The 12,087-nt window shown below is 35.1% G+C and carries 12 protein-coding genes; 6 read left to right on the top strand and 6 right to left on the bottom strand.

Annotated features, from left to right (window positions below):
- Positions 1-15 precede the first annotated feature (15 nt).
- Positions 16-171 (top strand): hypothetical protein, encoded by a 156-nt coding sequence (locus BLS98_RS23195; protein WP_167356166.1) that lies wholly within the window; start codon positions 16-18, stop codon positions 169-171.
- A gap of 134 nt (positions 172-305) precedes the next feature.
- Positions 306-629 carry a translation initiation factor gene (locus BLS98_RS04580; protein WP_045496184.1) on the top strand — a complete coding sequence of 108 codons (324 nt, stop codon included), beginning with the start codon at positions 306-308 and terminating at the stop codon, positions 627-629.
- 2 nt (positions 630-631) lie between these two features.
- On the opposite strand, the gene BLS98_RS04575 is transcribed toward BLS98_RS04580, so the two are convergent.
- The 3 genes from BLS98_RS04575 to BLS98_RS04565 form a co-directional block, all read right to left on the bottom strand.
- A complete protein-coding gene (locus BLS98_RS04575; RefSeq protein WP_089734006.1) occupies positions 632-1,531 on the bottom strand; it encodes a leucine-rich repeat domain-containing protein in 900 nt (299 codons plus the stop codon).
- A 142-nt stretch (positions 1,532-1,673) separates the two neighbouring features.
- A complete protein-coding gene (locus BLS98_RS04570; protein ID WP_089734004.1) occupies positions 1,674-3,836 on the bottom strand; it encodes an alkaline phosphatase PhoX in 2,163 nt (720 codons plus the stop codon).
- 421 nt (positions 3,837-4,257) lie between these two features.
- The gene (locus BLS98_RS04565; RefSeq protein ID WP_089734003.1) at positions 4,258-6,087 is read right to left on the bottom strand and encodes a cytochrome-c peroxidase; all 1,830 of its coding nucleotides are present in this window, start codon (positions 6,085-6,087) and stop codon (positions 4,258-4,260) included.
- Between the two features lie 228 nt (positions 6,088-6,315).
- On the opposite strand from BLS98_RS04565, the gene BLS98_RS04560 reads away from it, so the two are divergent.
- A complete protein-coding gene (locus tag BLS98_RS04560; protein WP_089734001.1) occupies positions 6,316-6,789 on the top strand; it encodes a hypothetical protein in 474 nt (157 codons plus the stop codon).
- A gap of 18 nt (positions 6,790-6,807) precedes the next feature.
- A complete protein-coding gene (locus BLS98_RS04555; protein ID WP_089733999.1) occupies positions 6,808-7,662 on the top strand; it encodes a nucleoside phosphorylase in 855 nt (284 codons plus the stop codon).
- 339 nt (positions 7,663-8,001) lie between these two features.
- Here the strand turns inward: BLS98_RS04555 and BLS98_RS04550 are convergent, their stop codons facing one another.
- Together BLS98_RS04550 and BLS98_RS04545 are read right to left on the bottom strand one after the other, a co-directional pair.
- The gene (locus BLS98_RS04550; protein ID WP_089733997.1) at positions 8,002-8,769 is read right to left on the bottom strand and encodes a Rossmann-fold NAD(P)-binding domain-containing protein; all 768 of its coding nucleotides are present in this window, start codon (positions 8,767-8,769) and stop codon (positions 8,002-8,004) included.
- Positions 8,766-9,194, bottom strand: a complete 429-nt coding sequence (locus BLS98_RS04545; RefSeq protein ID WP_089733996.1) for a MarR family winged helix-turn-helix transcriptional regulator — start codon at positions 9,192-9,194, stop codon at positions 8,766-8,768. The genes BLS98_RS04550 and BLS98_RS04545 overlap by 4 nt, the downstream gene beginning before the upstream one ends.
- Positions 9,195-9,407: 213 nt before the next feature.
- Here BLS98_RS04545 and BLS98_RS04540 point away from each other — a divergent pair, with 213 nt between their 5' ends.
- Together BLS98_RS04540 and BLS98_RS04535 are read left to right on the top strand one after the other, a co-directional pair.
- Positions 9,408-9,665 carry a hypothetical protein gene (locus BLS98_RS04540; RefSeq protein ID WP_089733994.1) on the top strand — a complete coding sequence of 86 codons (258 nt, stop codon included), beginning with the start codon at positions 9,408-9,410 and terminating at the stop codon, positions 9,663-9,665.
- A gap of 23 nt (positions 9,666-9,688) precedes the next feature.
- Entirely contained in the window at positions 9,689-10,438 is a 750-nt protein-coding gene (locus tag BLS98_RS04535; protein WP_089733992.1) for a DUF3667 domain-containing protein, read from the top strand.
- Positions 10,439-10,601: 163 nt separating this feature from the next.
- On the opposite strand, the gene BLS98_RS04530 is transcribed toward BLS98_RS04535, so the two are convergent.
- Positions 10,602-11,879, bottom strand: coding sequence for a hypothetical protein (locus BLS98_RS04530; RefSeq protein ID WP_089733989.1), 1,278 nt, complete (start codon positions 11,877-11,879; stop codon positions 10,602-10,604).
- Positions 11,880-12,087: the final 208 nt, after the last annotated feature.

The following is a 12,087-nucleotide window of genomic DNA, read 5'->3' as shown; positions in this document are numbered from 1 at the left end:
TTTATCGAATTTCCGATGAATAGAAGAATTTGGAGTTCTGATTTTTATTTCTTCAGAGTAAAAAAACAAAATCTGCATCATCTGGATAATCTGCAAGCTGTATTGTTCTCTCAGATCTTGCTGATTTCACAGGTTTATAAATTATCTTATGCTGCTTATCCTTTAAAATAATCATCAAAACTCATTTTATTTTGCTTTGCATATTCCTTGATATTTAGCTTTACATGAATATTTTTTCTAGAAAGGGTTTATAATTTCAGAAATAGATCCTTTATAAATTCATAAATCTTTTTTAATTTTGCTGCATGGACTTACGTGATCAATTGAAGAATCTTTTTCCTGAACATGAAGAGCAGGATTTTGAAATGCCTGAAGAAGAATTCAAGCAGAAAGAGCCATTGGTATGCAAATTTGAGAAGAAAGGAAGAAACGGTAAACCTGTAACAATTGTTGAAGGTTGGGAAGGCAATGAAGAGGATCTGAAAAAAATCTCAAAGAAAATAAAAACCACCTTAGGAATAGGCGGTTCTGAAAAGGACGGAACGATTATCATTCAGGGAGACAACCGTGATAAAATAATGGCTATCCTTAAAGATATGGGTTATAAAACCAAACGGGTTGGCGGATAGGTCTAGAAATAGACCTGGGCTTCCGGCAACATCGCTTTTAATTTTTCAATTTTAGATTTTTCGATAGGATTTCCTATAAGAATCAGAGTTTTCAGCTTTTTAAGCTGGCTGATTTCTACAGGAATATCTTTTAGATTATTATTGGCAAGATTCATACTGACAATACTCTTTAATCCTTTTATTCCGGGTGAAATCTCTGTGATATTATTGTCACTTATATTCAGAAATTCAAGTTCCTGAGCTTTAAAAAGATTTTCCGGAAGCCTGATAATTGCATTCTGCTGTAATTCAAGATATTTTATTTTTTTTGGAAATGACAGAGTCCCCATGTCATTGATCTGATTATTAGCCAGATTTAAAAATTTTAGATTTTTGATTTGATACAATCGATCAGTAATAAAACTAATCTGATTTCCCTGTAAATTTATTTCTTCTAAAGCTGGAATTTCCATTAGAGCTTCAGGAAAGGTATTAAGATTATTAGCATCAAAATGAACTGCCTTAAGGTTCTGAAGCTTTCCAACATTCGGATTGATGCTTGTGAGGCTGTTCAGATTCATAGAGAATGTTGTCAGTTTTTTTAGTTGACTGATTTCATCGGGAATGTATTTGATGCTGTTTTCGTTCACATTCAAAAATTCCAGTTCTTTTAGCTTAAATAGAGCCTGATCCATTTTCTCGAACTTATTCGCCATTATATTTAAAAAGAACAGGGAATCCAGTTTTACAATCTGAGGAGGAAGGTTGAACAATCCTTTTTCTCTGAAGCTCATACTGTAAACAGCTTTTTCATTGTTCAAAGCGTCTTCAATATTAGTAAAAGTGGGATATTTAACAGGATCAATCTGAGCGTTAACCTGAGAAAGTGACAAAATCGAAATAAGTAAGAAAAGCTTTTTCATATGAAAATGTTTATCGTTTTTTAAAGGTCATATGCAATTGCATGCTCTTAATCTATGTTTGTGTTTGCAAATCATAGTGATTTCATAAACAGAAAATGTCTGCCAGCAACAAAAGTTACCGACAGACAGAATTATAAATAATTTATTTCTTTAAAAGTTTCACTGTCTGCTGGAAACCTCCTTCTGCTTCAACATTCAGAATCAAAACTCGGGATCCTTCTAATTGCTGTGTAAAGTCAAGATCTAATGATTTATTAGTTCCATTGAACTTCTTTGTATAAACAATTTTTCCATCCATGCTATAAGCGGTTACCGAAATATCTTTTAAGCCTTTTGGTGAATTGATCTTCACAATTCCTGAAGTAGGATTTGGAGCTACGGTTACTGTATTTTCAGTAGCTTTATTTTCAATAGTTCCTAAAGATCCTTGTGTTCCCAGATTTCCTTTAAGTGCAATAACTACTGTAGCAGATTTCCCTCTATAGTCAATTGTGTTTCCTGTAGCATCAACATCTGTAGAAATGGTAGAATCCGGATGCTGAACAGAGAAGAAACCGAATTTATGGTCAGGTGTGAAAGTTAATCCTGTTGGTTCAGATCCTGCCGGCATAGAAGCAAACAGCCTTACTTTCGGATTGGCCTGTGTATGATCCGGAGCAATTACCCAGATATAGTTTTTACCACCATCCTGAAGTACCCAAAGGTTTCCAAGTTCGTCAAAGGTAAGGTTATCATTTCCATCACCCCAAGCTTCAGATTTTGTTCCCTGTGTTGTTTCGAAAGAATATACAGAATTAGCACCTCCAACAAATGTTTCTACCTGAGAAGCTGTTGTTCCGTTATCCTGTAAACGGTAAACTTTATCCAATCCTTTTGCTGTGAAGTAAATTTTCCCATCCAAAGGACTGATATCTACGTCTTCAACTCCATTAAATCTAGTTCCTAAAGACTGAGCAAGTGATGCTGTATTGTTCTGATCGGCCTTAGTTTTATTAGGTACCTGAACCCATGTTGCTGTAGTTCCTGCCGGATCTCCTGCTGCTGTTAATCCTTGATCTAACTTCAATACATAAAGGTTTCCAGAAGAAAGATCATTTGGCGTATCCATCACATATTTATATACCATGTGAGTTCCTCCATCTTCTCCATAATATGCAATAGTTCCAGCGTTATTGATAACCACATTTTCATGGTTCATGATTCCCATCTGCCAAAGTTTCCCTTTAGAACCGTCTGCATTTTTAGAAATAACCTGAGCTGTTGCAGGGTCAATTTCTACAAGCCATCCGTAATCTTTGTATCCGTCTCCGTTTGTATCATTAGCAGTTACAGATTCTTCCGCTGTTACTACTGTACCCCAAGGAGTAATTCCTCCTGAACAGTTTCTGATTGTTTGTACTAAACCAGGATCTGAAAAATTTACTGCTCTTGATCTTGTTAACTGCCAAAGTTTTGTAGAAGAATTATAATTAACCTCTGCCATAGTAACCCCACCCGGATTGGTTTCGTGGTTTACTGAAAGGTAACCGTTTGTACTGCTTCCTGATTTACCCACATACGCTGTAAAGTCGTTCTGACCACCTACCATACCTCCGCCTTCTGTATAGCTATCTCCTTCTTTTAAAATAAGCTGATATTTGTGCTCTCCGGGAATAATAAGTTTATTGGTTTGTGCTGTAGGAACAATAGAGGTAAAACAGCTAATGTGTGCTCCGTTACATACAACTGGTGTAGGAGTGGTAGTACCTGTAGTTTTCAGATACGCATCAATTCTAATATCTGAACTGGTTGCACTTCTGTTATGTAATTCAACAGAAATCCTGTTAACTCCGTTGATAAATTTTGATTTTGGAATAGAAAAAATATTATACACATTTTCAGCAGCACCATCAACTGTTGCACTGGATAAGGTATTGAATGTAATGGCACCTGCAGGCATATTATCTCTTACTACTTCTTCACCGTTAAGATAAACTACAATACCATCATCTCTCATTACCCCAAGTTCCATATTATTGGTAAGTGCAGATAAGTTTACTGTAAAATCCTTAGCAAAATAAGCTGTAATTAAGCCGGTAGCTCCAGCATGGATAGTTGTAGTAACAGGATCACCATATCCTAATGGTGCATTACCAACAGGCCAGGAAGAGATATCATAGTTTTGTGTTTTCCATACATCAGGCTGAGCCTGATCAAGGTCCTTGTAACTCCAGGATGTTCCTTTATCAAAAATAGTGGTCTGTGCCTGAATGGTAGATCCAGCAAGCAGAGCTAACGCCCCAATTGTTAGTAGTTTTTTCTTCATTTTTAAGTTTGATTTATTAGACCTTGCAAAACTATTTTTTAAAGACGACCATTCTGTTAATAGGATTTTAAATATAGACGGGAGAATATTAATTAATTTAAAACCTAATGTTAAGGGGATTAAGTTTCTGTTAAATTGCCGAGGTTCGAGGTTCGAGGTTCGAGGTTCGAGATGCGTGGTGCGTGGTGCGTGGTGCGGAGTATGAGTATTGGAGATATTGAGTAGAAGGTTTTAAAGTACATAGACCTGGTTAGCGTATAAACACAGTGATATGAATGTATGACAAGAGGTTTGAGTCATTTATAGTAGTAAGAATTATTCTCACTCATCAATGACTCAAACCTCTAATTAATTATTTGAAGGAAATTATATCTATAACCTCAACTTTACACGAACCCGCATCTCGCACCACGAATCTCACCTACTTCGCTTTACTCACATCAGTAAGGGCATTCAGAAAGGCAATAATCTGATTCATCTCTGTTTGTGTAAGGTTTAATTTATCGGCTGCTAGCGTCTGGTTTTTCATCTTTACTCCTAACCCTTCTCCTCCACCTTCATTATAGAAATCAAGAACTTCTTCTAAAGTATTGAACGCACCATTATGAAAATAAGGTTTTGTAAGGGCAATATTTCTTACGGTAACGGTTTTGAATGAATAATCATAGATCCATGATTTTTCTTTTTTCACCAGGCTGTTTCCTCTTCCAAGGTCCTGATCAAGTTCTAGAGGAAGCTGTTGTATTGGTTTTGTAGTGATCCCCAAAACTTCAGACTCATTTTCATTAAAAAACGGTGGTACCAACCCTGAAAAATGAGGAGCAAAATGACAGGTTGCACAATTGGCTTTTCCCATGAACAGGTTGAATCCTTTTTTCACCTCTTCAGAAACGTTTTTTTCATTTCTCATGAAACGATCGAAATCACTGTCAAAAGAATATAAGGAGGCAACATAAGAACTTAATGCCTTTGAAAAATTTTCTTTATTGATTTTCCCATCTTTAAAAGCAGCACGGAATGCTTTTTTATATTCAGGTTTTGTTTTTAACTTCTGAATGATGCTTTCGTAGCTTGTATTGAACTCATCTTCATTATAAATTACATGTTCAGCCTGCTGTTCAAGGTAAAAAGCACGTAAATCATAGAAAAATCTTTTTGCAAAAACCGCATTATATAAAGAAGGTGAATTCCTCAACACGGTTTTTCCTTCCACATTACTTGGTGACTTAGCTTTAAGATCTGTAAAAGCATTCTCCTGAAGGTGGCAGGTTGCACAGCTCATTTTTCCGTTACCACTTACATTCTGGTCATAGAAAATTGATTTTCCAAGATTTCGAAGATCCGGATTGTCTTCTGAAGATTTCAGTAATGTATAAAAATAAGGATCTAAAAAATCACTACTGAAAAGGTTTTTATTGCTGACATTCCAGCCTGAGAATTCTTTCAGATCATCAGATCTGCCGTCCCAACTCCCTAATTCTTCATACAGTGGTTGAATATATTTCTTATAAAACTCAATTCTGTCAAAGGTTTCAAAATCTTTATTCTTTGAAAGATAGCTAATGGCTTCCGTTAAGGTATGATCTGCTTTTTGGGTATTATAGTTTTTAAAGTAAGGATCATCATTGATATATTTTTGCATTCCTGAAAATGAATGGCCGGCTTCTTCAGAAATATTCAGAGAACCTGGAGTGTCGAAACCTGTTACTCCCAGTGAATAGATCCTGATTAATTCTATACGTAAAGGCAATGTTTTATTATTCCCTTTACTCATCCCGTTTTTCATGGCACTCAGATAGAAACCGGAATAGCTGTTGTATAAAAAATCAGTAATTGTCTTAATCTTTTCTTTTTCAGCTCCTGCTTCTTCGGAAAATATCAGTTCATCCAATACCTGCAATCCTTCAGGAGGAAGTGTATAGGCTGATGTTCCTGCGGCCTCAATATGAAACAAAGGAGCCGCATTCAGATGAGTTTTGGTGAATTCGGGATAATGATAGGCAATATAGAACTCAATTTCTTTAAATGAATTTCTTGTGTTTTTTAATGATGTCTGCAATTCTTCAAGAGAAATACGATCTTCAGAGAACTTACGGACATCCGATTTCAGCTGTTCAAGCTTACTTTTAAAATCAGATAACCCTTTATTAACAAATGTATTTTCGCTTTCTTTTCCTTTGTAAACAGGCTTAAAAGACATGACTGCAATTCCTATTAAAAGGACGATAAAAAGCAGTGGATAAGATCTCATTAATTTTTAGCGGCAAAGCTATTCATCTGATGTTATCTCAATTTTAATAGCAGATTAAATAATGTTTATATTTTTGATACAATATTTTTCACTAATTTTAAACCCCGAAATCAGATTCATTATTCTTTAAGAGCGGTTTATTCTAAAATACCGGTAAAATAATGTCGAGAGGTTATTGGGAGAGGATTTTTTTAATTAAATTCAACACATCAAAACTAAAATAGGAATATGAAAACAAAACTATTATTTGCTGTTGCAACAAGTTTCCTTTCGCTTACTGCATTTTCACAGAAGAAAAAGCAGGCAGAAAAACAGCAGGAAATGGCTGTATATGCAGAGAAAAAGGGAAATGATTACTATTTAGTACGTCTTGAAAAGGATAAACCTGTTCCCAATGTTTATGTATATTCCAATGGAGTAACCAAACCTTATAAAACTTATACAGAACTTAAAGACATTGTCATAGATTTCCCAGGAATGATGGCTTCCAATAATTCGACCAAAGAAGAATTAATCTCGGTGCTTAAAAAAGACAATCATTTTTATGAGATTACCTCACAAAGAAAGGATCCCAAAGACATTGAAAAAACAGTTGTTACAGTGTATGAACTGATGGGTGGTCAAAAAAGGATTATTGAAGAATATGATTCTATTTATCAACTTATGGCTTCACCTTATAAAGAAGCAATTTTCATAGATTAAAAACAAAAAATATAAATTATGCTAAACAAACTTGCTGCTTCAGAACTTATTCTGAATGAAGACGGAAGTGTATACCACTTGAATCTTTTACCCGAAGATATTGCTGATAAAATCATCCTTGTGGGTGACCCGGACAGAGTAGCAAAGGTTTCAAAGTTTTTTGACACCGTAGAAATCAAAAAAAATAAAAGAGAGTTTTACACCCATACAGGAACACTTCGTGGTGAAAGAATCACGGTAATGTCTACCGGTATCGGAACTGAGAACATTGATATCGTAATGAATGAGCTTGACGCTCTTGTAAATATTGATCTTCAAAACAAGGAATTCAAAACTGAGCACAAAGCTCTTGAATTATTCCGTATGGGAACTTGTGGAAGTGTGAACCCTGATGTAGAGGTAGACAATATGCTGGTTACTCAAAACGTAGTAGGATTAGATGGTTTAATGCACTTCTACCAGGACTACAGTTTCGAGAATGAGTTCTCTAAAAGCTTTATGGAAAGATTCCCTTACGAAAAGATTAAGCCAATGCTTTACTTCTCAGACTGGGCAGAAGAAATGGGCGAATACTACAAAGATGCTAAATACCACGGAAATACAGCTACTTTCCCAGGTTTCTATGCGCCACAGGGAAGACAGCTTCGTCTAAAAGCTGTAGATGATCAATTCCTTGAAACATTGAATGACCTTGGTGTTACCAACTTTGAAATGGAGACATCTGCCATCTATGCATTCTCAAAATTATTAGGTCACAAAGCTATTACCGTTAATAACGTAGTAGCCAACAGAAGACGTGGAGAGTTCTCTAAAGACCACCATAATTCTGAAAAAAACCTAATTACTTGGGTTCTTGACAGAATCATTAAATAAAACAAATGGTGCCATCCATTTCTATATGAATAAAAGCCTTTGGAAATAAATCCAGAGGCTTTTTTTATAAGTTTTGGCTAAAGCCAATGGATTGATTAGGCATGAATTTAAAAGGCGGGCTAAAGCCCGCCTCTATTGATATTTTTACGAAAAAAAATAAGCGCATTAATATGTTGTTTAAAATTATCTTACAGTATTATTTTATCAAATTCAATAGGAATGGGCTTTAGCCCATTCAAAAAAAATCAAAACGCCATTGGCTTTAGCCAAAACTTAATTAAAAAGATCTACTTGATCGTTATTGAAATCTAATCTTTTTAATTTTCTTAATGGTTCAAATTAAATCTCATGAAACTTCCTCGGATCAGGATATTCAAAAACATACTCCAGTTCCGAAACCAGTTTTGAAGATAAAATTTTCTTACCCTTTACTTCTTCCAGCTCTTCCCCATTCTCTATATTTTTCTGAGCATTGATAACCTGAGCTTTTGATGGATGTAACAAAGCTGTTACATTATATAAACTTGTTTCCGTTCCATTTTCGATCATCTTTAAGAGAATGCCAGCAATATCCTTGTAATGAATATGGTTAACAGCAAAGTCTAAATTACTTACGTTATAATTTTTAAGAAACCTGTTATCTCCCATGAGGCCGCCCAATCTCAGAATATTTACCTGTGGATACTTATTTCTCACCATTCTTTCACCTGAAACTTTTTCAAATGGAAGATCTTCTTCACTAAACTCTTTAGAGACATCCGGATAAACTCCTGTAGAACTCATCAAAAATAGCTGCCCTTTAAAATCACCGATGAAAGATGATAAATTCTGAATTCTATTGTATAAAGAGCTTACACAACAGCTTTTTTCTGAGATTGGAATTGTAATAATTAAAACATCAAGATTTTTCAAAACTTCCCATTGAGGATAGGGTTCACTGAGCTGGTAATCCGGAAAGCTAGCCACTACAGCATTGATTCCTTTAGCATTAAGTTCATCTGCTTTTTCACTGGTTGTAGTAGTTGCATATATTTTATATTGATCCGAAATAGATGCCCCAATTCTGGCTCCCAACCAGCCGTATCCAATGATTCCTATTTTTTTCATATTTTTGATGTAGATTGTGTTGATAATATTTCATCCAGACCAGACATTAACTGCTGCTTTTTATCTTCATCAAGGTGAAAACACCCCTGAACCGATTCCGGGATACGCTTAGCTTCCTCTTGTAATGCTTTTCCTTCTTTTGTAAGACTAATCAGCACTACCCTTTCATCCACTAAACTTCGAGTTCTGTTAACCCATCCGTTTTTTTCCATCCTTTTTAATAAGGGAGTAAGTGTTCCGTTATCCAGATGAAGATGTTCTCCTATCTTTCCGATATTCATTTCACCATTTTCCCACAATACCAGCATGACCAGATATTGAGGATATGTTAATGAAATCTCATCCAGATAAGGTTTATATAAGCCCGTAATATATCTTGAAACCGCATAGGTCTTAAAGCATAAATGTTCTGACAGAGCAATCATAGTTCATTTTTTAAAGGACAAAAATAATCATTTTATTTTGTGCACAATATTTTTGCTCACAATATTATTTTAAATTTAATACTCAATATGAATCAACTACACTTTAGGGTATATTTACAACTATTCATTCATTTTTTTGATAAGGATAACTCTAACATTTCTGTTTTTTATTAATTTAGCAAAAACCTAATAACTATAAAACTAACTTTGAATATGAAAACCTTAAAACAGACAGGTAATACTAAGCTGTCAGAATTATCTATTGAAGAACTAACAACAGAAAAAAAGAAACGAACAGTAATACTTATTTTTTTCAGTATTCTTTTAGGAATTATGGTTGGAACTTGTATTTATGCAACAATCAAAAAAGGGGTAAGCGCTTTGACTTTTATGCCTATCGCTTTTCTTCCTATTTTTTTGATCATCTGGAAAAGTCAGAAGGATGTATGTAACGAAATTAAGTCTCGCTAGTCTAACTTAAAAAACTTTACAAAATGCATGATACCTGTTTAAACTGCAGCCAGCCTATTGCTACAAAATACTGTGGGAATTGCGGACAAAAAACCAGCACCCACAGATACTCTTTAAAACACTTTATAGAGCATGATTTCATACACGGAGTATGGCATGTGGATAAAGGAGTCTTGTTTACTATAAAAGAATTGTTTACAAGACCGGGGAACAGTGTACGTGAGTATATTCTGGGAAAGAGAGTTAATTATTTCAGTTTCGTTACTCTTTTATTGTTAACAGCAACCATTTCAACTTTACTTTCCCATTATTCAGGAATGGATTATAGTGTTTTAGTTTCTGATAATGCGAAAGCCATGATGAATTCACTACAGGAACTGATGATGTCTTATTTCAAAATTTATCTGTTGATTACTATACCCTTCATGGCTATTTTCAGTTATCTGTGGTTTAAAAAAGCAGGATTTAATTATTCTGAACACCTTGTTCTCAATTCGTATAAAACGGCAGCAGACATGATTGCATTAGTAGTGCTTACATTTATAATACTATTCTTTAAAAATTCAGCTATTGTGATGAATATCTATACTATGGCATATATGACATTCAGCCTTGTATATGGTGTATGGTTTTATTTTCAGTTTTTCTCCCAAGCCGGATATTCCAAAACCTCATTATTCTTCAGAAGTCTTATGATTCCTGTTTCTTTTATGATACTTCAGACTATTGTCGGATTGGTATGGGGTATTGTTGCATTGATATTAAAATCATAAAAGTGTCTTTACAAGCGTTTTTATAGCTCATCAATCCTATAAATAATAGCAACAGAAGCATAAAATTCACATTATTACTTTGCTTACTGCAGAAATAAAAAAGACCTCCGAAACCGGAGGTCCTTTAACACCATATCAACTATAATAAAACTTATTATCAAATTTAAAACTCATTAATCATCACATAAAAATGACCTGAGTTAAGACTGTTGGCACTTCCTGAAATATTGGTAAGATTAATTACGATACTGGAAGTAGAAGTCATTCTTGGATTAGAAATAGAGAATGTTGAATTCCCTGCAAAATCCCCAGCCGGCGAAACAACTACTACAGCTCTGGTTGAGCCTGGTTGAAACCCTGATGGAATTGCAATTTCTAATGTTGTAGATTTTCCCGGAGGCATATTATTGATGGAAACTCCCGGCCATACTTCAAAACTGATCTGGTTTTTCTGTACACTGCCTTTTTCACCAAGCTTATACTGTCCGCTTACATCTAATCTTGTAGAAGTATTTGGAGCCCCCGTGCCAATGCCTACATTCGCATTATTATTCCCCAACACTATAGCATTGGCCTGTGAGGTAGTTGCTCCATATCCTATCGCAGTAGAAAATTGTCCCAGAGCATTTGCCCCTGAACCTACCGCTGTAGAGTTTTCTTTATTGGTCACAGCATTATACCCTAAAGCTGTTTCGCTGTTTGTATTTGTCTTAGCATTATATCCCACCGCAATAGATTGGAAACCTCCTGCTGAGGCATTATTACCAATTGCTGTGGATTCATTTTTGCTGGTTTGAGCATTGTACCCAATTGCTGTTGACTTAAAAGCACCTGCTGTCGATTTATTTCCTATCGCCAATGCATCATTTGCTGAAACAGCCGCCGCACTACCAATGGAGATCCCCTGAAAAGCAGAGCTTGAACTTCCGATAGCAATTCCGTTCTGGCCGGCATTAGCACCCAACCCAAAACTTACAGAATTATCTACCCCTAATCTTCCCGCTGTGGCAGCGTTTACTTTAAAGATCAGGTCATCCATTGTTTTTGTTCCTAATGATAAAGCAGTATTAGCACCGCTATATGTTCCTGCATTCTCTCCTGTTGTATTCCAGCCTGTTCCATTATCAACTTTATTGGTCGTATTGGAAGAAGTGGAAAGCCTGTTCCATTTGGATGCAAACCAATAATAAAACCCAGTCTCTGCTAACGCAGCTTTTCCGTTATTCCAAACAATAAGTCCATCTGCCGGAGAAGGTATTGTAATAGCATCTGTATCTGAAGTTAAAGCAATGCTTGGAAGAAGTACTCCTTTATCTTTAGCACTTACATGCAGCATAGCAGAAGTATCCGGGCTTGGTAAACCAATCCCAATCTGAGCATATGTAAAAAACGTAAAGAGTAAAAAGAGAAGACTAAATCTTAGTTTATAATTTCTTTGCATCACCTATGTTTTTGAGGGTGCAAATATACAAACTTTTTAATAAATACATAATTTTATTGAAAATACAATAATTTAAGACACACTCATGTGACTAAAGCTGCAACTACTCACATAGAATTGAAAAATTTACTAATTAACAATAAGTTAAACACCATTCATTTATTATCGTTTGGCGGTTTAAAACACTATATTATTCAAAATAAACAGA

This window comes from Chryseobacterium jejuense, assembly GCF_900100075.1.
Taxonomy (GTDB): Bacteria; Bacteroidota; Bacteroidia; order Flavobacteriales; family Weeksellaceae; genus Chryseobacterium; species Chryseobacterium jejuense.
This window is presented reverse-complemented; position numbering and strand designations above follow the sequence as displayed.

Bases quoted from the DNA above. Each gene is read 5' to 3' on its own strand.
- BLS98_RS23195 (WP_167356166.1), top strand. From the start codon at position 16: ATGAATAGAAGAATTTGGAGTTCTGATTTTTATTTCTTCAGAGTAAAA.
- BLS98_RS04580 (WP_045496184.1), top strand. From the start codon at position 306: ATGGACTTACGTGATCAATTGAAGAATCTTTTTCCTGAACATGAAGAG.
- BLS98_RS04575 (WP_089734006.1), bottom strand. From the start codon at position 1,531: ATGAAAAAGCTTTTCTTACTTATTTCGATTTTGTCACTTTCTCAGGTT.
- BLS98_RS04570 (WP_089734004.1), bottom strand. From the start codon at position 3,836: ATGAAGAAAAAACTACTAACAATTGGGGCGTTAGCTCTGCTTGCTGGA.
- BLS98_RS04565 (WP_089734003.1), bottom strand. From the start codon at position 6,087: ATGAGATCTTATCCACTGCTTTTTATCGTCCTTTTAATAGGAATTGCA.
- BLS98_RS04560 (WP_089734001.1), top strand. From the start codon at position 6,316: ATGAAAACAAAACTATTATTTGCTGTTGCAACAAGTTTCCTTTCGCTT.
- BLS98_RS04555 (WP_089733999.1), top strand. From the start codon at position 6,808: ATGCTAAACAAACTTGCTGCTTCAGAACTTATTCTGAATGAAGACGGA.
- BLS98_RS04550 (WP_089733997.1), bottom strand. From the start codon at position 8,769: ATGAAAAAAATAGGAATCATTGGATACGGCTGGTTGGGAGCCAGAATT.
- BLS98_RS04545 (WP_089733996.1), bottom strand. From the start codon at position 9,194: ATGATTGCTCTGTCAGAACATTTATGCTTTAAGACCTATGCGGTTTCA.
- BLS98_RS04540 (WP_089733994.1), top strand. From the start codon at position 9,408: ATGAAAACCTTAAAACAGACAGGTAATACTAAGCTGTCAGAATTATCT.
- BLS98_RS04535 (WP_089733992.1), top strand. From the start codon at position 9,689: ATGCATGATACCTGTTTAAACTGCAGCCAGCCTATTGCTACAAAATAC.
- BLS98_RS04530 (WP_089733989.1), bottom strand. From the start codon at position 11,879: ATGCAAAGAAATTATAAACTAAGATTTAGTCTTCTCTTTTTACTCTTT.